This is a genomic window from Exiguobacterium sp. s157 (assembly GCF_018618205.1).
GTDB lineage: Bacteria > Bacillota > Bacilli > Exiguobacteriales > Exiguobacteriaceae > Exiguobacterium > Exiguobacterium chiriqhucha.
In genome coordinates, this window is record NZ_JACSLQ010000001.1 from 374,320 (window position 1) to 397,639 (window position 23,320).

The following is a 23,320-nucleotide window of genomic DNA, read 5'->3' on the forward strand; positions in this document are numbered from 1 at the left end:
CGATGCCGTCGCTCCTTTTTGTGTACGTGATTAAATGGATTGTTGTCGTGCGGCCTCGGTCGTCTGTTTCTGACTCCGATACGCATGATATGCCAAGTACGAGATAATCCCGAAATAGCAGGTAATCAAGAAGGCGTGGAGAAGCGGGACGTACGTGGCGTGTCCCCCAAGGACGATCCACGCACCCGTGCCGACTTGAAGCAGGATGAAGAACAGCGAGGCCCACATGCCGGTCTCGACGAGTCGGTTCGTCTCCCGACGTGCCAAGTAGAGGACGTATAACGTATAGAAGACGAGCAGTCCGGCCATGATGCGGTGCCCCATTTGGACGTATGACTCGAACGTCCACACGTTCTGGTCGCAAATCGGCCAGCCGACACAGGCGTACGTCGCGCCGAGGTGACGGACGTAAGCGCCCGTATAGACGACGACCATCGTATAAATCGTCAAGCCGTAAAGGTGAACCTTCAATCGTTCGGAGACGGCCCGATGCACGCGTTCCCCTTCGAACAAGAGAATCGTCAAGATGAGCAGCGATGCGAACGAGACGAGCGAGATACCGAAGTGGAGCGCGAGAATCGCGTCCGACTGTTGCCAGATGACGGCCCCGGCACCGATAATCGATTGGATGAGCATGAAAATGAACGCGAGGAACGCGAACACTTTGACATCATACCGGTTCTTGACGACCGCAAACGTCCAAATCGTCAAGGCGATGATGAGCAGTCCCTCGATGCCAGAGACGACACGGTGACTGTACTCGATCATCGTTTCGACGCTCGGATTGGTCGGGATCAGTTTCCCGTGGCAGAGCGGCCAATCCGTTCCGCACCCGTCGCCGGAGTCCGTCTTTGTCACGGTTCCACCCATGATCAGGACGAGCATCATCCCGAGCGTGACGAGCGCTGAAAATAGTGCGAGTTTTTTATGCATTCGTTTCCACCTGCTTTTGAGAAAAATCACTAGAATTGTGCCTTGTAAGTTTATATTTTTTTCGCCATACTTATTATACGGCTTTACGTCGTAAAAACGAAACGGAAAAGCTTGCAATCGCTATCAAAATCGTTATTCTAGTATTAACATGGCGTTTTTACTGTGACAATTATCACACGTTTGTCACAAAAAACTAGCTATTTTACAAGCATAAACGACGTATTCTTTTTGAAAATATGGTATCTTTGTTATGAGTTAGGTGAACTTTGTTCATATTGTGTTTTTTCTGTGAAAAGAATACGTGGATTTCGTGATTAGTAGGGGGGTCAGTATGACAAAAGTCAACCCAGGAACAATGGCAGAAGTAGAATATACAGAATCCGCCTCATTCCGCGACTATGTTGCTCTGGCAAAAATGGGAATCGTTCGCGCCAACTTGTTGTTGGTATTCGCCGGTTTCTTTGTAGCAGCAACATATCAGAGTGATACGCCAGTCTTTTATTTATTTGAGGTTTGGCCGCAGCTCTTATTAACGATGTTAGGAAGCGCACTCGTCATCTCCGGGAGTTGTTACCTAAACAACTTCGTGGACCGTGATATCGATTACTTGATGGGACGTACAGACAATCGGCCGAGTGTCACCGGTAAAATTTCGGGAGAACGGATTTTGCTCCTTGGATTAACGCAGCTTGCGATCGGGACATTGCTCTTATTGATCGTCTCGTATGTGGCAGCAGTCTTCGGTTTAATCGGGGCATTTTTTTATGTCGTCATTTATACGATGTGGCTTAAACGGACGCACACGTTGAACACGGTCGTCGGTAGCATCTCCGGAGCGGTACCGCCGCTCATCGGTTGGGCAGCCATCGATCCCGCGCTTCATATCGACGCGTGGCTCATGTTCCTCGTCATGTTCTTGTGGCAACCGCCACACTTCCTCGCGCTCGCCATGCGGCGTACCGAGGAGTATCGAGCGGCCGGCATTCCGATGCTACCGGTCGTCAACGGCTTTGCGATTACAAAGCGTCAAATCATCTGGTGGATTGCGACGCTGATTCCAGCATCGCTCTTGTTCATGCATTACGGGTTAGTCTACGTAATCATTGCAGCCGGTCTTGGGGGCTACTGGTTATATCTCGGGTTGAAAGGTTTTAAAGCCGAGGATGAAATCAAGTGGGCAAACAAAATGTTCTTTTATTCATTAATTTATTTAGTCGTGTGGATTGTCGCGCTGATTTTGACGGCAGCACTAGCGTAATCACACTCACTATATAGAAACCATTACACATCATTTTGGGAGAAAGTGGGGATTGTTGTGAAATCATTTAAAAAGCTTCTGTTTGGCATCGTCCCGATGATGATGTTCGCACTGCTATTATCAGGGTGCGGCGTTGAGGGATTGTCTGCATTGAAGCCGATGGGAGAAGGCGCTGAAATTCAGCTCCGGATCATTATCATCAGTTTGGTACTTATGCTCTTCGTACTCGTCATCGTATCGATCATTTACGTTTACGTGCTCATGAAGTTCCGTCGTAAAGACGATTCGATTCCGAAGCAAGTCGAAGGAAGCAGCACGCTCGAGATGATTTGGACAGTCGTACCAATCATCTTGCTCATCATTCTCGCTGTACCGACAATCACGACGACTGTCGAACTCGCGAAAGCGAAAGAAGCGAAAAAAGAAGAAGAAATCAATGTTACGGCTAACTTGTACTGGTGGGAGTTTGAATATCCGAACGCAGGCGTCGTCACGGGACAAGAACTTGTCATCCCGGTCGGCAAACGTGTCGGCATCAACTTGACATCGAAAGACGTCATCCACTCGTTCTGGGTACCGGCTTTATCTGGTAAAACGGATACGAACCCAGGCCTTGATAACGAAATGTGGTTGCATGCAAATGAACCAGGTACGTTCTTTGGGAAATGTGCCGAGCTTTGCGGACCGTCACACGCGCTCATGGACTTCAAAGTCATCGCACTCGAGCAAGAAGATTACGACCAATGGCTCGAAGACATGAAAGCACAGCAAGACGCGAACACAGAAAACCTTGTTGCAGATAACCAAAACTTGACGACAGGTGAGGCCGTGTACGTCGAGAGCTGCTTGAGCTGTCACGGGGGCGGGAAAGTTGCGCCTAGCTTGACAAACTTTGGTGATCGCGAATGGTTGATCGGTTACCTCGAAAACAACGAGGACGACTTGAAAAAATGGATTCGTGATCCACAAGAATTGAAAGAAGGCGCGCTCATGCCTGGCTTCAGTGAAGGCCAAATCAGTGATGAAGAGTTAGATGCACTCGTTGACTTCTTGTACGATCAGAAGATTGACTAACGGGAAAAGGGGGATTTCACGTGGCACAGACCACTGCATTGCAGCAACCGCGTAAATACAATGGCATCATGGATTGGGTTACGACGGTTGACCACAAAAAAATCGGTATTTTGTATTTGTTCTCAGGAATCTTCTTCCTCCTTCTCGGTGGAATTGAAGCATTACTTATTCGGTGGCAACTCGTTCGTCCGATGAACGACTTCGTCAGCGGCGAAACGTTCAACCAATTGATTACGATGCACGGGACGACGATGATCTTCCTAGCGGCCATGCCGATGTTATTCGGATTCATGAACGCCGTCGTACCACTTCAAATCGGGGCACGCGATGTCGCGTTCCCGTTCATTAACTCACTCGGATTCTGGTTGTTCTTCTTCGGTGGTGTCATGTTGAACCTTAGCTGGTTCTTCGGCGCTGCACCGAACGCAGGCTGGACGGCGTACGCGCCGCTCTCGACACAACCGGAAGCATCAGGGGTCGACTTCTACGCCCTTGGTCTTCAAATTTCAGGTTTCGGTTCACTCATGGCCGGGATTAACTTCCTCGTCACGATTTTGAACATGCGTGCTCCAGGTATGAAACTCATGCGGATGCCGCTCTTCACGTGGACGACGTTCGTCGCTTCGGCGTTGATCGTCTTCGCGTTCCCACCGCTCACAGTCGGCTTGTTCATGTTAATGTTCGAGCGCTTGTTCGGGGCCGTTTACTTCGACCCGGCAATGGGTGGTAACGTCATCATCTGGGAACACCTCTTCTGGATCTTCGGACACCCGGAAGTATATATCTTGATTTTACCGGCGTTCGGTATTTTCTCGGAAATCATTCCGACATTCGCTCGTAAACGCCTATTCGGTTACACAACGATGGTCTTCGCAACGATGCTCATCGGTTTCCTCGGATTCATGGTTTGGGTCCACCACATGTTCACGGTCGGTCTTGGACCGGTCGCCAACTCGATCTTCGCTGTCGCAACAATGGCCATTGCCGTGCCGACAGGGGTCAAGATCTTCAACTGGTTGTTCACACTATGGGGCGGACAAATCAAGTTCAACGTCGCGATGCTCTACTCGGTCGCATTTATTCCATCATTCCTCGTCGGGGGGATGACAGGGGTCATGCTTTCGGTCGCACCGGCCGACTATCAATACCATGATAGTTACTTCGTTGTCGCTCACTTCCACTACGTTATCGTAGGTGGGGTTGTATACGGTCTATTTGCAGGACTTTACTACTGGTTCCCGCTCATGTTCGGCAAAGCGCTCTCTGAGAAGCTTGGCTACTGGCAGTTCTGGTTGTTCTTCATCGGGTTCCACTTGACGTTCTTCCCGCAACATTTCCTCGGATTGTTCGGGATGCCACGCCGCGTCTTCACATATCTTCCGAACCAAGGGTTTGAGACGATGAACTTGCTGTCGACAATCGGTGCCTTCTTCATGGGTGTGTCGACGATTGTCTTGCTCGTCGCTGTTGTGAAAGCATTCTTGTCGAAACAACGCGTCAAGCCGGACCATTGGGAAGATGGACGTACGTTGGAGTGGACGCTTCCTGTACCGACTCCAGAATACAACTTTGCACAAACACCGCTTGTCAAAGGTCTCGATACGTTCTGGCTCGAGAAGATGGCGGGCAACAAACGGGTATCTGTCGCTGAACCAGTAGCAGACATCCACATGCCGAACAACTCGATTATCCCGTTCTTCATGTCACTCGGCTTGTTCATCGCCGGACTCGGAGCGATTTTCCAAATGGATAACGCAGTTGTCGGTTGGTCACTCATCGTGATCGGATTGCTCATCACATTCGTGTCGATGTTCCTCCGTTCATGGATTGACGATCATGGCTTCTACATTCCAAAATCGAAGATCGAAGCGGATTTGAAAGCGATTCGTGAGAAAGGAGACCAATAAATGGCACATGCAGTCGAAAAACACCCGGTGACCGGAATTCCGGCCAATCCAGAGAAAGCCACGCTGGAAGGGAAAAATAAATATGTAGCCTTCTGGTTCTTCCTCGGTGGAGAGACCGTTCTCTTCGCCTCGCTCTTCGGAACGTATGTCGGTCTACTCAACTCTGGTGCGCCAGAGGAACTTCGTTCATACAATATCTTTGAGATGGGGCTCGTCTTCTTAATGACGATGCTCCTCCTCACAAGTTCGCTCACAAGTGTTCTCGCCATGATGAACATGAAAGCGAACAATCCAGGCCGCATGAAGTTTTGGTTGGTGATCACGCTTCTCCTCGGGGCAGGTTTCCTTGGAGCTGAGATTTACGAGTTCATCCACTACTACCATATCGGTCACACGTTCACGTCGAGCGCGTTCGGATCTGCGTTCTACACGCTCGTCGGTTTCCACGGCGCGCACGTCACGTTCGGTCTTCTTTGGATTACGACGTTGTTAATTCGTAACTGGAACCGTCCGATCGATGTGTACAACGCACCGAAGTTTTACGTGTCGAGCCTATATTGGCACTTTATCGACGTCGTCTGGGTTTTCATCTTCTCAATCGTCTACCTCTTAGGGATGGTGAGCTAACATGGAAAAACAACCAATCAACGAATCACACAAACAGTTAGAGCTCGAAGTAAAAGCCGAGTCACGCCGCGAGTATCAACTCCAGTTGATCAGCTTCGCGATGATGATCTTGCTCACATTCGTCGCGTTCGGCGCCGTATACGCTGAACTCATGCCGGTGTGGGCAGCAGGTGGTTTCTTAATCATCCTCGCCATCATCCAAGTGTTCTTGCAGCTGTATATCTTCATGCATATGAACAACCGTGGCAACACGTGGATCGTCGGAATGATGTGGCTTGGCATCTTTGTCGCCATCATTACAGTCGCTGCACTTCGCTTGCTCATTTGGTAAATGTGACAAAGGATTGAACATCTGTGGAAACACAGATGATTCAGTCCTTTTTGCTTTACTTCAAAAATAAAGGAATAGTAATCTTGAAGTGAACGGTTTCATCGGTTTGGGAGAGAAAGAAAAGGGGTGAAGGGATGCTCTGGAATACATCAGAGCTACTCAAACAGTTCGATTGGATGACACTTTGGAGTCCATGGTTCGGATTGTTGATGGTAGGGTTGTACGTCCTCTATGCGGTCGTCACAGAGAAAATGGCGAAGCGAGGGTACGAGTCGACCACGTTACTACAAAAGTTCAGCATGTTATCCGCCATTGTATTGTATTATATCGGTTTCGGAAGTCCGGTCGATGTCCTTGCACACATCATCTTCTCGGTGCACATGTTGCAGATGGTGCTCGTCTATGTGCTCGCACCGGCGCTCGTCGTGTACGGGATGCCATATTGGGTGTTCGAGAAATTATTTGGCTATAAGGTGATTGGGCCGACGCTCAGATTTATGTCAAAACCTTTGATCGCCCTCGTTTTGTTCAATGCATTGTTCACCTTGTATCACATGCCATTCATCTTTGACTACGTCTTGACGAACTATGAAGTGCATCGTATCTTCCACGGCGCTCTCATCGTCTTCAGTTTGACGATGTGGTATCCGGTCATCGCACCGTTCCTCTCAGAAGAAGAGGAAGGGATGTCGGATTTGAAGCGGATGGTGTACATCATCGCGAACGGCGTGCTGTTGACACCGGCCTGTGCACTCATCATCTTCAGCCAAGGAATTCTTTATGACGCCTATACGGACGCCGAGACGTTCGCGACGGTGCTCGGCTACTGTATGCCGAACGGCGATGTGTCAGGTCTCGATTTGAATGCGCTCATGGGAGCAACGAACAGCGCTCTTGAAGACCAACGCTTCGGCGGGGTATTGATGAAGCTCGGTCAAGAAGTCGTATACGGTTTCTTCTTCGGCTGGACGTTCTTCGGTTGGGTGCGCCGGACGAAATCGCTTGCGCTTGACGAAGGCATGTCGTTCACACCGCAAGAACCAAAAGAGAAAAAATGAACTAAATCAAAGGGGAAACTACGATGAACTATCTTGCCTTGATCAGTGTGACATTCATTGTCATCAGTGCTATTTTAGTCGCAATCGGATGGACGATCATTGCGCGCGATCGTCGCAACGTCGACAAACATAAGAAAGTCATGACGGCCGCCGCGATCGCCGCGACGACATTCTTCATTCTCTACGTCTCACGGACGATTTTCGTCGGCAATACCGCCTTCGGGGGACCGGATTCAGTGAAGCCTTACTATTTGGCGTTCATGATTTTCCATATCCTGCTCGCGACGACAGGTGGGGTCCTCGGATTGATCACGCTTTACCTCGGCTATAAAAATAAAGTCGAGAAACACCGTAAAATCGGACCGAAAGCCTCAGTCGTCTGGTTTTTCACAGCGATTACAGGCGTGACGGTATACGTCCTCCTTTATGTCGCCTATGACCCGGGTGAGACGACAAACGTCTTCCGTGCCATTATCGGTGGGTGAATCGAGAGAGGGGGATGAGGATGAAACGGAACAGCTATATGACGGTCGGCTTGACGGTCGCCATTCTGGTGGCGATCGGTGTGGCCTCGTACTTCTTATTCTTTAAAGAAGAGGACCTGCCCGTCATCCAAGAGCCGACCCCGTTCACGTTGACGAATGCGCTCGACGGTCAGTCGTACAATTCGGACAATGGCAAAGTCAAAATCGTCACGTTCTTCTATACGAACTGTCCGGACATCTGCCCGCTCACGTTGCGTGACTTCATGAAGCTCGAGCAAGAGTTGAAAGCGAACGACTTGTACGGGACGGACGTCGAGCTCGTCGCCATCACTGTCGACCCTGAAGTCGATACGGTGCCGGTCCTAGAGAATTACGGGGAGGCGTTCCAAGCCGAACCAACGGGCTGGAAGATGTTGACCGGTGACCAGGCCGATATCGACCGCATCACGCGTCAGCTTCAATTCTATTATTCGAAAGCGAACAGCGGACTCGTCACGCATGCGACGACGATGTATATCATCGACCGTCAGCACGACGTCCGTGCGGTCGCCCAAATGGCCACGGCAGGAGAAAAACCCGTCGATATCGAAACCATTATGGAGGACGTGTTAGTACTCGCGGCAGAAAAGGAGTGAAGAAGATGAATGATACGATGGCTGTCATCGGAAATGATTATTCCTATGGAGATGTGACGATCGCTGAGCGGGCGATTGAGGATTTGATTGCTTGCAGTGCAATCGAATTCGGATTGCGTGAAGTGAAGGTCGTGTCCGTCTCGAAAGAGCGATACGATTATCAAATCGTTGCACCCGTCTCACTCGTTGAGGCTGAACGCTTATATCGGTACGTGCGCGACCAGTTCGACTTGTTGCTCGGACAAGTCGATGTGACGCTCAACGTCATCGCGACATGACAAAAGGGAGGCCCTCGGCGGGTCCTCCCTTTTTTGTCTGTTGATGATGATTGTTGTCTATATTTTCCAGTGGTGAACTCTGGTATGATGAAGGCAGTAGTCACGATACGCGACTCATCGAGGGGGAAATCAGATGCAACAGCAAGCATTGGTCGTCATCGACATTCAGAATGACATCACGAAAAATTACAAAGCGGTCATCGACAACATCAACACATCGATCGATTGGGCGGTCGACAAGGGGATTCCCGTCGTCTATATCCGACATGAGAACTTATCTGCGGGGACAAGAACGTTCAAAACCGGGACACGCGGGGCGGAATTAGCGCCAGATTTGAAGATCGTGTCCGATCACGTATTCACCAAATACAAGGGCAACGCCTTGACGAGCGAGGCGTTCGCGGCGTTCATTGAACAGCATGGCATCGACACGTTCTATATCACCGGTGCCGATGCGACCGCCTGTGTGAAGTCGACGTGTTACAATCTGCGGAAATCCGACTATACGGTCAGCGTCCTGTCGGATTGCATCACGAGCTATGACTTGAAGAAAATCGACGACATGATCGCGTATTACGAGGGTAAGGGCTGCACCATCATCCAATCAGAGGACTTGTCGGCGTAATCTGCTCTGCCGATGCTTACCTCGGTTCGTTATATGTGTCCATAAGAAAAACCCCTTCGCTTATGCAAGGGGTTTTACTTCGAGTGTCTCAGCGAGTGCGGCTAGACGACGCTCGCAATCACGGACGATTTCTTCTGGGAACTCTTCGTCGTACTCGACGCCGTGCGGGTAATAATGTTTTCCGAGAATCGGTGTCAACATTTTGACGACCGCATGACGGTCCTCGATTTGGCCTTCGATTGCATATACCGGTAAGCGAAGGTAGAACGTCTCGCCTGTCGATTGTTTCTCGTACTTCATGTCATACGTTGCACGCTCATAGTCCCAAGCGCCTTCACGGATGAAATGATGATGATCCATGATCGTCTCGAGCAAACCGAAGCGGATCTCTTTTCCCTCGATGTGGAACTGCTCAAATTTCATCATAATCCCCCTTTTCCCTAATAAACCTCATATGTCATCATATCATATTCGAAAACGTTCTTGGAATAACGTGTGTTCAAATTGTGAAAAAAAGATGAACGCCTCAAGCGCGGGGATCGAGGTATTGGGCGATCTTGTCCGAAAGCCTCACTCCGAGCGGCATGAGTCCCTCTGAGCCGAAGAAAACGTTGAACTCTAAAATGTAAAATTCACCGTCGGCGACGATGACATCGAAGGCCGCGTGATTGATGTGGAGCGTCTTGGCGATGTCGAGCACTTCCGCGACGACGTCTTCCGGGATATCGTCATATGAGAACTGGGCGCCTTGGGCGACGTTGTTCAAGAACGCCTCGCTGACACGCCAATACGAACCGACGACTTCTTCACCGATGACGATGATCCGCAGGTCGCGGTCGTTCGGGATGTATTGCTGGACGTAGAACGTCTCATGCTTGTCGACGTACTCGAGCCAATCCTGTTCATGCTTGATGAGCCAGACGCCTTGTCCCATCGACGACTTGGCCGTCTTGGCGACGAACGGATACTCGAACTCTTCCAAAACACGCTCGATCGTATATGGGTTTTTCCCGTAGATGAGCGTCTTCGGGATTCGGTGCGGGAACGTTGCCTTGAAGGCGCGCGTCATCTCGATCTTATCGTGTCCGAGATGATACGTGGCCGGGGACGGGAAAATCGGTTTGTTGAGTCCATAGATGATTGAGTTGACCATCCAATATTCAGGGAACAAGACGAGGTCGGCTGCTCTTACTTTATCGAGCTGGTCGTAATAATATTCAGATTTCGCATAGTCGGTTTTAATGCCGGCCGAGCGAATCATATTGAATGAGACTTTTTTCATAGCGAGGTGCAGGTGCGCACCTGTTCACTTCCTTTCTGGTTGGACGCTTGACAGTCACGTTCAATTATAAAGCCGATTGCTTACAGAGGGAATCAAATGTGTTAAAATCATGGCAGAAAGGGTGAAAGCCATGATTATTACTGAACAGACGATCGCCCTGCTCGATCAAACGGAATCGTTAGCCGATTTGATTGAAGCGAGCGAGTCGTTCCAAACATATATCGCCACGAAACAAGCGCGAGCCCAATCAGAGGAAGCGCGCCTCGTGGAACGTGAGTTCTTGCGGATGAAAGAAGATTACGAGTACGTACAGCGGTTCGGGAAACATCACCCGGACCACGATCGCATTAAAAAAGAGATGCATCTCGTCAAACGGCGTCTCGATGTCCAGCCAGAAGTGGCCGCATTTAAAAAAGCGGAACGCAGTTTAGATAAACTGCTCGGGGAAGTGAGTGAGCTGTTGGCCTTCTCGGTTTCTCCAAAAATCAAAGTCCCGACCGGAAACCCGTTCTTCGACGAAGGCGGATGTTCAGGCGGAGGAAGTTGTGGAGGCGGAAGCTGTGGATGTGCCATCTGAGACGTTTGAGTTGAATGGTCGAATCGGGTTCGTCGTCTACGTCCAATCGTTGAAACAAGTGAAGGCGTTGCGTCGCTATGCGAACCTGTATTACGTGTCAAAGCGGGAGAAGTACGCCTTCTTGTATACCGACCTTGATGGACATGAGGCGATTCTCGAACAAGTGAGCGCGTTGCCGTTCGTCGAAGCGGTCGTCCGCAGTGAGCGGCCGTTCGTCGCGGAGACGTATGAATCGAAGCAGAAATAACACAGAGATGAAGGCGGCACCGCCTTCATCTTTTGTGGTGAAGGAGAACGGATATGCGAGTGATTTCAGGAGAACGAAAAGGGACCCGACTCAAGACGGTCCCGGGGTCGGCCACACGACCAACGACAGATAAAGTAAAAGAATCGTTATTCAACATCATCGGTCCTTATTTCGCCGGGGGCGATGCGCTTGACCTATACGCCGGGAGCGGCGGTCTAGGAATCGAGGCGTTGTCACGGGGGTGTGACCATGCCGTGTTCGTCGACAAGCAACGGAAGGCGGTCCAGACGGTCACAGACAATTTGCAGACGACACGTTACGAGTCGAAAGCGACGGTGCTCCAACAAGACGCCCGCTCGGTTCTCGACCAACTCGTCCTCAAAGGTCAGCCGTTCAAACTGATTTTCATGGACCCTCCGTATCATGCGGAGGAACATGTGCCGTTTTTACAGATCATTGAAACGAACCGGCTGTTGACGGACAACGGCGTCGTCGTCTGCGAGCATGGCAGCGACGTGACGTTGCCGGACCGAGTCGGCCAGTTGGAAAAAATCAAGGTGCAACGCTACTCGGACGTGATTACGATCAGCTTTTACGAGTATGCAGCGACCGAGGAGTGAGAACATGTCAAAACGTATCGCGATTTGCCCGGGGAGCTTTGACCCGATTACGAACGGCCATTTAGATATCATCGAGCGGGCGGCGGCCATCTTCGACGAAGTCATCGTCGCCGTGCTTGAAAACTCGAGTAAGGCACCTCTCTTTAACGTGGAAGAGCGTCTGTCGCTCATTCGTGAGGTGACGACACATTTACCGAACGTCACCGCCGACGCGTTTGGGGGTTTGCTCGTCGAATATGCTGCCAAGCGTGAGGCAGCGACCATCGTCCGTGGCCTGCGTGCCGTCTCGGACTTCGAGTATGAGCTTCAAATCGCATCGATCAATAAAAAGTTGAATGAGAACGTGGAGACGTTGTTCATGATGACGAACAGCCAGTACTCGTTCCTCAGCTCCTCGATCGTGAAAGAAGTTGCCAAATACGGGGCGTCCGTCGCCGAGCTCGTCCCGGAGCAAGTCGAACTCGCGTTGCGGCAAAAATATGAAGTGAGTCACGGACAATGAAGTCGCTCAAAATCGGTTTCGGTCTGCTCGTGGCCGTCCTGATTTTCTTGTTCGTGCCACTCCCGTATTACATCACGTATCCGGGCGAGGCGACGACGATCGAAGAGTTCATGACGGTCGAGGGCGGGGACAAAGAACCGGGCGAACTGAAGATGGTGACCATCTCGCAACGCCGGGCGACACCGCTCTGGCTCGTCGGCAGCTGGTTCACCCCGTTCACGGAGGCGAGTCCGGCCAGCCGCTATCTGTATGACGGGGAAAGCGAGGCGGACTACGAACGCAGACAAGAGTTGTTGATGTCGTCGTCGCAACAAGCGGCGATTCAATACGCCTATGAGTTGGCGGACGCCGATGTGACGGTGACGTTTGACGGCATGTACGTCTCGGCCCCAATCACGGGGTCGCTCGCCGCGAACGTCTTGAAGCCGGGTGACATCATCACGGCGCTCGATGGGCAATCGTTCGCGTCGCGCCTTGACTTTATCGAACGCGTCGCCTCATTTGAAGCCGGCGATGAAGTCTCTGTCACGCTTGAACGTGACGGTCGCGAACGTGAGGTCGATACGCTGATTCAACCGATTGACCGGAGCGGGGACCGGGTCGGGCTTGGGATTTATGAGCCGCTGCCCGTCCAGGACGTGCGCACGGACCCGGACGTCTCGTTCGAACTGACGAACGTCGGCGGACCGTCGGCCGGCCTCATGTTCACGCTCGAGATTTTTGATCAGTTGACGCCGGGCGATTTGACGGGCGGTGCCGTCATTGCCGGAACGGGAACGGTCGATGAGTTAGGGAACGTCGGGCCGATTGGCGGGGCATGGCAAAAAATCGTAGCTGCGGACGAGGCTGGGGCATCCGTGTTCTTCGTGCCGGCCGGGTCGAACTACGACGAGGCGATGGAGTCGCTCGACCGACTCGAGAGCGACATTGAAGTCGTTCCCGTCAAGACGGTCGAGGAAGCCATCGATTATTTAGAGTCGATGAATTGAGGAGTTTGCATATGTTCGACGAGTGACCGATTTCCGAGCGGAAGGCGATACGCCTCGGTCACTCGAGCCTCGAACGCAAGATCGGGATGGTACTTGCTGAGGAGCGGTACGTCTTTTTTTATGTCCTTTAACACAGTGCGCCCGATTGTGTTGAACGCGAGCGGTCGGATATACGGTACGTCGTCGAACCGTTCCGGCAACTCGTCCTGTCGCCAATGGATGAGGATGGCGACGAGCGCGCGTTGGATGGACGTCCGGGTATAACGTCTCGTCAATAAGCGGGCGAGCGCCTGTTCGAATGTCGGCTCGAGCCCGGCTTGAATCAAGCGGGGCGACAGCGAGCTGTCGATACCGACGAGTTGCTCAAGTACGTCTTTCGGGGTCGTCCGCAGCTTATATTGAAGGACGGGCCAATAAAGTGACCAATGCGCCATCGGATTGTCCTGAAACAGCGTTCTCGTGGCGTCAGGGACGGCCCGGACCATACCTGACTCTAAGTAGTGGGCGCGCACGCCCGTGGCCGACATGACGTCTGAGACGCTCGGGTCATGGTATCCGGCCCCGAGACGGCGAATCGTGTGCAGTTCGATGGACGTCGCCGCTTTCGCGTAGTGATAGGCGAGAATGTTGTTCGGGAGCGTCAAATCAAAGTCGGGATAGAGTGACCCGAACGCCTCGCTCGACGCCTTGGCGGAAGAACGTCCATTGTCCAACGCTTCTTTGAACGCCGTCTGATAGGCTGGAGTCGCTTCGATGTTGGCCGCCGCCGCCTGGGTAACGGCGCTGATGTCGCCGCTCTCGCTACCGAAGGACAGCGTTTGACAACGTACGCGCTCGGCGATGGCGACCGCGGCGCTCGCGAACCGGTCGGCCCGGTGCACGCCGAAACGCGTCGGGAGTTCGATGACGAGGTCGATCGCGCCCGTTTGGACGGCGGCGCGGGCCCGGCTCCATTTGTCGAAAGCTGCCGGCTCGCCGCGCTGGGTGAACTGGGCACTCATGACGGCGATGACAGCGTCAGCGTCGGTTTCGATCCGGGCTCGTTCCGCCTGATGGAGGTGCCCGTTATGGAACGGATTGTACTCGGCAATGATGGCCGTTTTTCGCATAAAATTACTCCTTTGCATTGTCGATTGGATTGGTGTAAGATGGATAAGTACGCTTTGGCAAAGCGCCGTCGTCAACTGATTTTAGTGTAAAGAAAAAACATTGACAAAACAAGTTGGCCTATCTATAATTCATATTGTTGCAATTGAGGTGATTCGGATGAAGTGGTCTATTGCACAGCTACTTAAGCTACGAAACCAGGGTGACAGTTTTACCATCGATGAGATGGTCGAACTACCAGAGCTTACTCAGCTCCATCCGGATATCCGTTCGATTCGTCCGGTGCATGTGCACGGGAATGCGTCGTTCACATCTAATCAAGTTACATTCAATCTGAAGATTCAAGGTGACCTGACGTTGCCAGATGCGCGTACGTTGGATGATGTCATTTATGAATTCGATATTGAATCGCTCGAGCCTTTCTTTTTGGAGAATGGGCGTTATACGGAGCAATTCGATGATGTCAATTTGCCAGAAGGAAATACGATTGATCTGCGACCGATCGTAAAAGAGCTCATCATGTTAGACGTCCCAATGCAAATCTTTGGGAACGAAACAGACAAAACTCAGGTTGAAGGGGAAGGCTGGTCCGTCATTGACGAGCAGCCGGACGACCAACCAAAAATTGACCCGCGCCTCGCGGGGCTCGCTGACTTGTTCTCTAAAAAAGAGGACGAGAACGGCTAACTTTTCAAGGAGGTGGACAACGATGGCAGTACCATTCCGTAGAACGTCGAAAACTCGCAAACGTCTTCGTCGTACTCACTTCAAACTCAACGTACCTGGTATGAACGAGTGCCCGAACTGTGGCGAAATGAAGCTTTCTCACCGTGTATGCAAATCTTGCGGACACTACAACGGTAAAGAAGTAACAAGCAAATAATGCGAAAAGAAGCGGTCTCCTCGGAGGCCGCTTCTTTTTTTATTTTTGGGTCGTGGAAACAGATTGTGGTAAACTTTTCAGTGCAGACTAGACGTGGAGGGATGGCCAATGAAGCCGATTAAACGAATTGGGATTATCGGGAACGGCGCCGTCGGCATGTTGATGGCTTCGCTGTTCGAACCGGACTATACGGTGACGCTCTATGGCCGTGTCGACGAGGCATCGACTGTGACGATCGAACGTACCGGCGTCACGCAGGGAACGGTTCAGGTTCGCCTCTGTCCGGTGACGAAAATCATTGAGACGGAGCAGGACGTGTTCTTTGTGACGACGAAAGCGCATCAGGTCGAGGCGGCGACGGAACGATTGTCCGGCGACGTGCCCGTATTCATCTGTTCGAACGGAATCGCGCATCTCGACTATGCACGTACGAAAGGATTCCACCTCGGTGTGGTCGAACATGGTGTGAGCCGCGACGGCGATCGGCTCCAGCATACCGGGCTCGGGCGCATCCGCATCGGCAGCCTCGGCTCGCTCGAAGAGATGTCGTTCAACGCATCTCCACTCGATGTCGTCTGGGAGACGGATATCGAACAAGTCGTCACCGAGAAACTATTCGCCAACGCAATCATCAATCCGATTACGGCGCTCTGCCGTGTCGAGAACGGTGCGGTCGCCATACCGCCTTGCCGCGATATCGCGACGGCGCTTTACGAAGAACTGACGATGTTGTTCGACCGTCACGTCCCGTATACATATATCGACACGATTATCGACAAGACGGCACACAATCGTTCTTCGATGCTACGTGACATCGAGGCGGGGCGCCAGACCGAGGTCGATGCCATCTTGACGCCGCTCTTGAAACGGGCCGATGAACGAGGCGTCACATTGACCGTCATTCCGGTCATGCAAAAATTAATTTTAGGAGCGAGCGTATCGTGCTAGTGTATATCGTTTCATTTCCACTCGTCATTTGGTTTATGGTGTATATGATACTTAGAAAAATTATGCCGAAATCGGTTAATACGTTCAAACTCGCCTGTGATGCCGGCGTCATCCTTTGGTTTTATGCCTGTGCGGTGCTGCTCGAAGCGATCGTCGGGGTCGATTTGATTTGGCTGTTGCTTGCGGTCTGTGCCGCCATCTTTCCGGCCAACGCGATTTGGCAACGGATTCGCCATGAGGATGTCGTCTATTCGAAGATGTTCGTGCACGGGTGGCGCCTATTGTTTTTGGTGCTCGTCCCGACCCACATCGTCTTGTTTACGATCGGCATCGCACGAGAGATGATGTATTAATCGTTTGAAAGGAAGTCGTTATACGTGAGGATAGAGTCGCTAGATGCCATGTACGCCCCGTCGTCCCCGATGATACAAGTGGAGACGGGCTATTCGAAATGGCTGGACTATACAGGGATGGATGAGCTCGAGGTGAGGGCGGACGAATTGACGAACCGTCCCTTCACGCATTTGCCCGCGCTCGTCGACATTTTGCGAGACCAACAAACCGTCCACGGTCCGATTTCTCCGGCGCTCGAATCAAAACTCGAAGCGTTGGCCGCCGGTGAGGCGTTCACGATGGTGACCGGGCAACAAGTCGGGGTGTTCGGCGGTCCGTTGTTCGCGGTGTATAAACTGTTGACCGTGCTGAAGAAGGCCAAGCAGGCGGAAGCGAAATTGAATAAACCGGTCATCCCCATCTTTTGGATGGCGACGGAAGATCACGACTACGCGGAAATCAACCACGTCTTCGTCAGCCAACCGCTGTCGCGTCAACTGCGCAAAGAGGCGCTCTCGACCGTCCCGCTTGCCGGAAAGGCGTCGGTCGGGGAATTGGAGTTCGACCGCCTAAAAATCGAACTCGTGCAAATGTTGCAGCACCTCTTGTTATCCGAGACGGAGACGCGCTACACGACGACGCTCTATCATGAGCTCGTCGATGTGATTCAAGCGAGCCATTCGTTCGCGCAATTCTTCGGTCAGATGATGCGCCGGTTTGTCGGCACCGACTTCATCTTGTTCGACCCGCATCAACCGGACGTTCGGGCTCTCGAGCGCGATGCGTTCAAACGGTTGATTACGGAACACGACCGCTTGCATGCGGCGCTGCACGATGCGTTCGAGGACGGGATGCCGACCGTCGAGCTGAACCGGGAAGCGGCCCATCTGTTCTATCACGACGGGACGCGCGAACTGTTGACGAAGCAGGACGGGCTCTTCACGACGAAACGGGGACACCGCTTCACCGAGGCCGAGCTGATCCAGCAAGTGGAGGCGCACCCAGAGCGGTTCTCGAACAACGTCGTGTCCCGTCCGCTCATGCAGGACCACTTGTTCCCGACGCTCGCCTATATCGCCGGTCCCGGTGAAATCGCCTATTGGCTTCAACTGCGGCCTTTGTTCCACGTCCTCGATTGGAAGATGCCGCTGTTGATTCCACGGCTCGGGGCCGTGCTCGTCTCGGCGAACGATGAGAAGAAGCTCGCCCAAGAAGGCGTGACGCTCGTCGACTATTTGGCGGACCCGTTACCGGACCACACGTTCGACGACGAAACGTTCGACCAAAACCTGTATGCGTACCGGACGCTCACGGAAGCGATCGGGCGCGAGGCAGGCAAGCAGGGGCACCGGTTTGATGCCAAGGCGCGCCATGTGCTCGAACGACTCGCCGATGAGATGCGTGCCGAAGCGAAGCGCGACCAGTACCGCTTGAACAGTCGCCGGATTCATCTATCGACACGACTCTTGCCGATGGACGCCCCGCAAGAACGGATATGGTCGATGGTCCCGTTGTTGAACCGTCACGGCCTCGATTTGTTCGAGCGCTTGCGCCGGTCTTATGAACAAGTGGATTTCGAGCGATGTTTGGTCAAATTGTAAGCGAAATGAGTGCGATGGAGATGGTTCCCAGAAATTTGTGGGAACCATTTTTTGTTTGTTACCTTTTTGTTTCCTCTTTTCGCTAAAAAGCTATGCGGCGCTTGACATTTTTATGATAAAGTAAACGTAATAAAATAGTTGAAAAATGTAGGTTGAGAGGATTTTTGTATGTTTGAGCATGAAACGGTATTAAAAATGGAGTCCATTGAGGGATTAAATATTAAGCCAGACGGGATTTATGTCGATTGTACGTTAGGAGGAGCCGGTCACAGCGAAGAGATCGTCAAGCGTTTGACGACAGGCCATCTGTACGCCTTCGACCAAGACGACGTCGCGCTCAAGCACGCGAGTGAGCGGCTGGCTCCATATGAGGACCGGGTTACGTTCATTAAAAGCAACTTCGTCCATTTGAAAGACGAACTGTTGGCGCGGGGAATCACTCAGGTCGATGGGGTATTGTTCGACCTTGGCGTGTCGTCGCCGCAGCTCGATGAGGCCGAACGTGGCTTTAGCTACAATTACGACGCACCGCTCGATATGCGTATGGACCGTTCACGCGAGCTGTCCGCATATCACGTCGTCAACGAATGGCCGTTCGGAGATCTTGCCCGCATCTTCTTTACATACGGGGAAGAAAAGTTCTCCAAACAGATTGCGCGCAAGATTGAGCAGGCCCGTGCCGTCAAACCGATCGAGACGACGTTCGAACTCGTCGAATTGATTAAAGACGCGATTCCGGCGCCGGCCCGACGCAAAGGCGGTCATCCTGCGAAGCGGACGTTCCAAGCCATCCGCATCGCCGTCAACGATGAGTTGAACGTGTTCGACCGTGCCGTCCAAGACGCGATCGACATGCTCGCCATCAACGGACGCATTTGCGTCATCACGTTCCACTCGTTAGAAGATCGAATTTGTAAACAAGTGTTCAAAGAGAAAAGCCAGCATCCGCCGTTACCGCCCGGATTGCCGGTCATCCCGAAAGAGTTTGAACCCGAACTGAAATTGATCACGCGCAAGCCGATCACAGCCGGGGACGACGAGCTCGAAGGCAATCGCCGGGCCCGTTCTGCCAAACTCCGGGTCGCAGAAAAACAAAAATAGACTGTACGTAGGAGGGATACCTGATGCCAGAAGCTGCTCGCAAGGCTCTGCAGCCTCAAGTTACGCCGAATCGAAATCCGATTCCGCAAGAACGACCAATACCAGCTCCAAAACGACGTACGTTGACTTTGTTCGAAGCCATCCTGTACCCGACCATGATCTGTTCAGTTGTCCTGTTCGGTGGCATCACGGTATCGAAACATAACGAAGCGTACAACATCATGCGCGATACGGCTCTGATCACACAAGAGACGAACACGATCGCCAAAGAGAATGAAGAATTGAAGTATGAGATCGCCCAACTAAGCTCACCTGAGAGAATCTATGCGATTGCTGAAAAGCTCGGAATGCAATTCAATGAGAACAACGTCAAGGTGATTGACTGATGAATTCTCTACAACAGAGTAAAAAAAGAGTGGCGTGGGTGGCGATTGTTTGCTTCACACCGCTCTTTTTATTTTTTGTCGGTTGGTTCTTCTATTTGTCCGTCTTCCAGACGTATAAAGGAGAGAACATGCTCGCGTTCGCCGAGGAAGAGCGTTGGAAAGCGGTCAGTACGCTAAAAGCGGAGCGTGGTGAAATCTTTGACCGATTCGGACAGCCGATCGCCATCAACATCCCGTCGTACCGCATCGTGGCCGTGTTGAAACTCGGCGGCGAGCGGGTCGAGGACAAGACGCTCATGCCCGATGAGTTCGCCGAAGCCGCCTCACAGCTCGCCACCGTCATTCCGATGACCGAGGCCGACATTTTGAAGCGGCTCGAGCAGAACAAAGATCGCGGTCAAATCGAGTTCGGCGTACCGGGCCGCGATTTGACGGTCGATCAAAAGGAAGAGATTGAGGCGTTCGAGATTCCAGGGATCACGTTCGTCGAAGAACCGAAGCGCTACTATCCGAACAAAGTGTTCGCATCGAGTGTCGTCGGTTATGCCCAGAAAGTCGACCAGAACGGACGCATCGAACTCGTCGGTGAACTCGGGATCGAAAAATCACTCAACGATGTCTTGAGTGAGTCGTATGGGTTGTACCGGTTCGAGAAAGATTTGGCCGGACGCCAAATCGTCTCGAGCGACGAGCAATTGAAAATCGACCCGGAAGACGGGGCCGACGTGCAACTCACGCTCGACCACCGGATTCAACAGCTGCTCGATACGAAAATGGAAGAGCTGTATCAAGAATACAAGCCGAAGAATGCGACGGCGATCATTATGGACCCGAAGACCGGCGAAATCATCGCCTTGTCGGACCGTCCTTCGTTCGACCCGAACACGCGCGAAATCAGCTCGTATAGTAACTTCTCGGTGTCGTCTCGTTTCGAGCCGGGGTCGACGATGAAAATCTTCACGTTGGCCGCCGCCATCAACGAAGGCGTCTATAATCCGAATGAACTGTATAAATCGGGTTCGTATAAGTATGGCAAGACCGTATTCAATGATTACAACATTACCGGATGGGGTACGATTCCTATGGTAGAAGGCGTCTGGCACTCGTCGAACGTCGCGTTCTCGATTCTCGCGAACGAGCGTCTCGGCCTGGGCCGCTATGAAGATTATTTCAACGCCTTCAAGTTCGATCAACGCACGGGCGTCGACTTGCCAGGAGAGGTCAACAGTCAATACGACTTCGAGAGCCCGTTGAACGTCTTGATCACGGCATGGGGCCAATCGACGGCCGTCACGCCGATGCAGATTTTACAAGCGACGTCGGCCATCGCGACCGATGGGACGATGAAACAACCGCACGTCATCAAGAAAGTCGTCAACCGTGAGACCGGCGAGACGATTCGGACGACGAATCCGAAAATCGTCGGACAGCCGATCACGGCCGAGGCGGCCAAACAGACGCGGGAAGCGCTCGATGGCGTCGTCAACAGCGACGTCGGGACGGGGCAACTGTACGCCCTCGACAACTATCGCGTCATCGGGAAGACCGGGACGGCGCAAATTGCCGAGAACGGGAAGTACTTGAGTGGACAATACATCCACTCGTTCGTCGGTATGGCGCCGGAGGATGACCCGGAACTCGTCATGTATATCGCCGTCGACCGCCCGAACAGTGACTCGTCGACGACGGGACCACGCATCATGGCACCGCTGTTCAAAGATGTGATGGACGTCGCGCTCCGCTATCGGAGCGTCGAGCCAAACAAACAAGCGAAATCGATTGACGCCTCGACGAAAACGACGGCCTCGTTCGTCGACCAAGGCCGTGAAGACGCCGTGAAGGAAGCCAAAGCGGCCGCGTTCACACCGGTGGCACTCGGCAACGGGGAGACGGTGACGGCGCAAAGTCCGGTCGAAGGCCAACCGTACGTCGTCGGTGAGCGGTTGCTGTTAAAGACGGAGGACTCGTTCACGATGCCGACGCTCAAGGGCTGGTCACTTCGTGATGTGAAACGACTGGCGACGCTGTATCAATTGAATTTAGAAATAGACGGCACCGGCTTCGTCACGTCCCAATCGATTGGGAAAGGCAAGCCCGTCAAGACGGGAGCGACACTCAAAGTGAGGCTCGCGTCACCGTCGAACTAACGCAAAGGGATGAAGAGGGCCTCGGCTCTCTTTTCCTTTGTCACAGGAGGAAATGGTTATGGAACAGTTGACGATTCAAACACTCGCATCTTGGTTTGGGATGGAAATACAGGATTCGCGTGAGGTACGCCACGTCGCGACCGACTCGCGAGACGACAATGCCGACGGCTTGTTCGTCCCGATTATCGGGGCACGCGTCGATGGACATGATTACATCGAGGCTGCCATCAAGCAAGGGGCGATCGTGACGTTTTGGGAACAAGACCGTCCGTTACCGGAAGGGATTATCGCCATCCCGGTCGCATCACCGTTGACAGCGCTCCAAGAAGCGGCGGCCCGCTATTTGGCGGAAATCAATCCGAAAGTCGTCGCCATCACCGGCTCGAACGGGAAGACGTCAACGAAAGACATGATTGCCGTCGTGCTCGGTGAGACGTTCAAGACGCACAAGACGGCCGGGAACTTCAATTCGGACGTCGGATTGCCGCTCACCGTGCTCCGGATGCCACGGGACACCGAAGTCGCCGTCCTCGAGATGGGCATGAACGGATTCGGGCAAATCGAACTGTTATCGAAACTCGCCAAACCGGATATCGCCTTCGTCACGAACATCGGCGAGTCACACGGTGAACAAGTCGGGGGGCGCGAGGGGATCGCCAAGGCGAAGCTCGAGATTAAAGCCGGGTTGAAACCGGACGGCGTCTTAATCGTCGATGCCGACGAGCCGCTCCTTAATGAAGCGGGCGGGTACCGCGTCGGATACGACTCGACCGCGGACGGTAAGCTCGAAGTCGTGGAGGCGACGTTTGACGCCTCGATTTTCCGCTACAATAACGAGCTGTATGAATTGAAAGTGCTCGGGGCCCACCAAATCCGTAACGCCGCCTATGCGATCGCCTGCGGTCTCAAGTTCGGATTAGGACATGACACGATTCAACGCGGTCTCGACCGCGTCCAGTTGACGTCGATGCGGATGGAGAAACGGATGTTCGGCGACGCCCACTTGGTCAATGACGCCTATAACGCGAGCCCGACCTCGATGATTGCCGCCGTCGAGACGATTAAAACGCTAGAAGGGTTCTCACGCCGCGTCCTCGTCCTCGGGGACATGTATGAACTCGGGACGGAAGAGGTCGCCCAGCACGAACAAGTCGGCCACGCCATCACGGCACCGGTCACGGATTGCGTGCTCATCGGAGAGAAAGCGAAATGGATTGCGGCAGGCATCACCGACCCGCGTGTGAACGTGACGATGGTGCCGACGGTCGAGGAAGCGAAAGTCCTCCTCGGCAGTTATCAACGCCCCCAGACTGTGATATTGTTAAAAGCATCGCGAGGACTGGCGCTCGAGCGTCTAGTTCAATAAACAGAGTAGTGAGGTACGAA

At 52.7% G+C, this 23,320-nt stretch carries 28 protein-coding genes; 24 read left to right on the forward strand and 4 right to left on the reverse strand.

Annotation, left to right across the window (positions count from 1 at the left end):
- Nucleotides 1-30 precede the first annotated feature (30 nt).
- On the reverse strand, nucleotides 31-933 hold the full coding sequence (locus tag KNP67_RS01950; protein ID WP_058763310.1) for a COX15/CtaA family protein: 903 nt from the start codon (nucleotides 931-933) through the stop codon (nucleotides 31-33).
- 331 nt (nucleotides 934-1,264) lie between these two features.
- On the opposite strand from KNP67_RS01950, the gene cyoE reads away from it, so the two are divergent.
- The 10 genes from cyoE to KNP67_RS02000 all read left to right on the forward strand — a co-directional run bounded on the left by cyoE (nucleotide 1,265) and on the right by KNP67_RS02000 (nucleotide 9,211).
- A complete protein-coding gene (gene cyoE, locus KNP67_RS01955; protein WP_214755769.1) occupies nucleotides 1,265-2,191 on the forward strand; it encodes a heme o synthase in 927 nt (308 codons plus the stop codon).
- Between the two features lie 57 nt (nucleotides 2,192-2,248).
- Nucleotides 2,249-3,265 carry a cytochrome c oxidase subunit II gene (gene coxB, locus KNP67_RS01960; protein WP_260570837.1) on the forward strand — a complete coding sequence of 339 codons (1,017 nt, stop codon included), beginning with the start codon at nucleotides 2,249-2,251 and terminating at the stop codon, nucleotides 3,263-3,265.
- Between the two features lie 68 nt (nucleotides 3,266-3,333).
- Nucleotides 3,334-5,172, forward strand: coding sequence for a cytochrome c oxidase subunit I (gene ctaD / locus KNP67_RS01965; protein WP_214755943.1), 1,839 nt, complete (start codon nucleotides 3,334-3,336; stop codon nucleotides 5,170-5,172).
- Nucleotides 5,173-5,799 (forward strand): cytochrome (ubi)quinol oxidase subunit III, encoded by a 627-nt coding sequence (locus KNP67_RS01970; protein WP_021067019.1) that lies wholly within the window; start codon nucleotides 5,173-5,175, stop codon nucleotides 5,797-5,799.
- A 1-nt stretch (nucleotide 5,800) separates the two neighbouring features.
- Nucleotides 5,801-6,130, forward strand: a complete 330-nt coding sequence (locus KNP67_RS01975; protein WP_021067020.1) for a cytochrome C oxidase subunit IV family protein — start codon at nucleotides 5,801-5,803, stop codon at nucleotides 6,128-6,130.
- A gap of 134 nt (nucleotides 6,131-6,264) precedes the next feature.
- On the forward strand, nucleotides 6,265-7,188 hold the full coding sequence (locus tag KNP67_RS01980; RefSeq protein WP_214755770.1) for a cytochrome c oxidase assembly protein: 924 nt from the start codon (nucleotides 6,265-6,267) through the stop codon (nucleotides 7,186-7,188).
- Between the two features lie 23 nt (nucleotides 7,189-7,211).
- Complete coding sequence (locus tag KNP67_RS01985; protein WP_034777049.1) at nucleotides 7,212-7,673, forward strand: DUF420 domain-containing protein; 462 nt, start codon at nucleotides 7,212-7,214, stop codon at nucleotides 7,671-7,673.
- Nucleotides 7,674-7,693: 20 nt separating this feature from the next.
- On the forward strand, nucleotides 7,694-8,308 hold the full coding sequence (locus KNP67_RS01990; RefSeq protein ID WP_021067023.1) for an SCO family protein: 615 nt from the start codon (nucleotides 7,694-7,696) through the stop codon (nucleotides 8,306-8,308).
- Nucleotides 8,309-8,313: 5 nt separating this feature from the next.
- Nucleotides 8,314-8,586: a hypothetical protein gene (locus KNP67_RS01995; RefSeq protein WP_021067024.1), complete on the forward strand. Its 273-nt coding sequence runs from the start codon at nucleotides 8,314-8,316 to the stop codon at nucleotides 8,584-8,586.
- A gap of 133 nt (nucleotides 8,587-8,719) precedes the next feature.
- Nucleotides 8,720-9,211 carry a cysteine hydrolase family protein gene (locus KNP67_RS02000; protein ID WP_021067025.1) on the forward strand — a complete coding sequence of 164 codons (492 nt, stop codon included), beginning with the start codon at nucleotides 8,720-8,722 and terminating at the stop codon, nucleotides 9,209-9,211.
- A 60-nt stretch (nucleotides 9,212-9,271) separates the two neighbouring features.
- On the opposite strand, the gene KNP67_RS02005 is transcribed toward KNP67_RS02000, so the two are convergent.
- The gene (locus KNP67_RS02005) at nucleotides 9,272-9,634 is read right to left on the reverse strand and encodes a YugN family protein (RefSeq protein ID WP_021067026.1); all 363 of its coding nucleotides are present in this window, start codon (nucleotides 9,632-9,634) and stop codon (nucleotides 9,272-9,274) included.
- 103 nt (nucleotides 9,635-9,737) lie between these two features.
- A complete protein-coding gene (locus KNP67_RS02010; RefSeq protein WP_214755771.1) occupies nucleotides 9,738-10,493 on the reverse strand; it encodes an ATP-grasp domain-containing protein in 756 nt (251 codons plus the stop codon).
- Nucleotides 10,494-10,623: 130 nt separating this feature from the next.
- Between KNP67_RS02010 and KNP67_RS02015 the strand changes: the two genes are divergently transcribed.
- From KNP67_RS02015 to KNP67_RS02035, 5 genes are read left to right on the forward strand one after another with little or no spacing between them, the layout of a single operon-like run.
- Nucleotides 10,624-11,070, forward strand: a complete 447-nt coding sequence (locus tag KNP67_RS02015) for a YlbF/YmcA family competence regulator (RefSeq protein ID WP_034777059.1) — start codon at nucleotides 10,624-10,626, stop codon at nucleotides 11,068-11,070.
- The gene (locus tag KNP67_RS02020; protein WP_021067029.1) at nucleotides 11,054-11,317 is read left to right on the forward strand and encodes a DUF2129 domain-containing protein; all 264 of its coding nucleotides are present in this window, start codon (nucleotides 11,054-11,056) and stop codon (nucleotides 11,315-11,317) included. Before KNP67_RS02015 ends, KNP67_RS02020 begins: the two co-directional genes overlap by 17 nt.
- Nucleotides 11,318-11,370: 53 nt before the next feature.
- Complete coding sequence (rsmD, locus tag KNP67_RS02025; protein ID WP_131471136.1) at nucleotides 11,371-11,937, forward strand: 16S rRNA (guanine(966)-N(2))-methyltransferase RsmD; 567 nt, start codon at nucleotides 11,371-11,373, stop codon at nucleotides 11,935-11,937.
- Between the two features lie 4 nt (nucleotides 11,938-11,941).
- Nucleotides 11,942-12,439, forward strand: a complete 498-nt coding sequence (gene coaD, locus KNP67_RS02030) for a pantetheine-phosphate adenylyltransferase (RefSeq protein WP_029595744.1) — start codon at nucleotides 11,942-11,944, stop codon at nucleotides 12,437-12,439.
- Complete coding sequence (locus KNP67_RS02035; protein WP_021067032.1) at nucleotides 12,436-13,428, forward strand: SepM family pheromone-processing serine protease; 993 nt, start codon at nucleotides 12,436-12,438, stop codon at nucleotides 13,426-13,428. The genes coaD and KNP67_RS02035 overlap by 4 nt, the downstream gene beginning before the upstream one ends.
- Here KNP67_RS02035 and KNP67_RS02040 read toward each other — a convergent pair.
- Entirely contained in the window at nucleotides 13,407-14,537 is a 1,131-nt protein-coding gene (locus tag KNP67_RS02040; RefSeq protein ID WP_165569408.1) for a tRNA(Met) cytidine acetate ligase, read from the reverse strand. The genes KNP67_RS02035 and KNP67_RS02040 overlap by 22 nt on opposite strands.
- A 157-nt stretch (nucleotides 14,538-14,694) precedes the next feature.
- Here KNP67_RS02040 and KNP67_RS02045 point away from each other — a divergent pair, with 157 nt between their 5' ends.
- From KNP67_RS02045 to KNP67_RS02085, 9 genes are all read left to right on the forward strand, one after another.
- Complete coding sequence (locus KNP67_RS02045) at nucleotides 14,695-15,222, forward strand: YceD family protein (RefSeq protein ID WP_029595742.1); 528 nt, start codon at nucleotides 14,695-14,697, stop codon at nucleotides 15,220-15,222.
- A gap of 22 nt (nucleotides 15,223-15,244) precedes the next feature.
- On the forward strand, nucleotides 15,245-15,418 hold the full coding sequence (gene rpmF / locus KNP67_RS02050; RefSeq protein WP_015881300.1) for a 50S ribosomal protein L32: 174 nt from the start codon (nucleotides 15,245-15,247) through the stop codon (nucleotides 15,416-15,418).
- A gap of 108 nt (nucleotides 15,419-15,526) precedes the next feature.
- Nucleotides 15,527-16,366: a 2-dehydropantoate 2-reductase gene (locus tag KNP67_RS02055; protein ID WP_029595741.1), complete on the forward strand. Its 840-nt coding sequence runs from the start codon at nucleotides 15,527-15,529 to the stop codon at nucleotides 16,364-16,366.
- The gene (locus KNP67_RS02060; RefSeq protein ID WP_353048239.1) at nucleotides 16,366-16,719 is read left to right on the forward strand and encodes a DUF3397 domain-containing protein; all 354 of its coding nucleotides are present in this window, start codon (nucleotides 16,366-16,368) and stop codon (nucleotides 16,717-16,719) included. Before KNP67_RS02055 ends, KNP67_RS02060 begins: the two co-directional genes overlap by 1 nt.
- Nucleotides 16,720-16,743: 24 nt before the next feature.
- Complete coding sequence (bshC, locus tag KNP67_RS02065) at nucleotides 16,744-18,300, forward strand: bacillithiol biosynthesis cysteine-adding enzyme BshC (protein ID WP_353048033.1); 1,557 nt, start codon at nucleotides 16,744-16,746, stop codon at nucleotides 18,298-18,300.
- A gap of 168 nt (nucleotides 18,301-18,468) precedes the next feature.
- Complete coding sequence (gene rsmH, locus KNP67_RS02070; protein WP_021067038.1) at nucleotides 18,469-19,401, forward strand: 16S rRNA (cytosine(1402)-N(4))-methyltransferase RsmH; 933 nt, start codon at nucleotides 18,469-18,471, stop codon at nucleotides 19,399-19,401.
- Nucleotides 19,402-19,424: 23 nt separating this feature from the next.
- Nucleotides 19,425-19,787 (forward strand): cell division protein FtsL, encoded by a 363-nt coding sequence (ftsL, locus tag KNP67_RS02075; RefSeq protein WP_251130760.1) that lies wholly within the window; start codon nucleotides 19,425-19,427, stop codon nucleotides 19,785-19,787.
- Nucleotides 19,788-19,825: 38 nt separating this feature from the next.
- Nucleotides 19,826-21,934 (forward strand): penicillin-binding protein, encoded by a 2,109-nt coding sequence (locus tag KNP67_RS02080; RefSeq protein ID WP_353048032.1) that lies wholly within the window; start codon nucleotides 19,826-19,828, stop codon nucleotides 21,932-21,934.
- A 58-nt stretch (nucleotides 21,935-21,992) separates the two neighbouring features.
- Nucleotides 21,993-23,300, forward strand: coding sequence for a UDP-N-acetylmuramoyl-tripeptide--D-alanyl-D-alanine ligase (locus KNP67_RS02085; RefSeq protein ID WP_251130761.1), 1,308 nt, complete (start codon nucleotides 21,993-21,995; stop codon nucleotides 23,298-23,300).
- The last annotated feature ends 20 nt before the right edge of the window (nucleotides 23,301-23,320 follow it).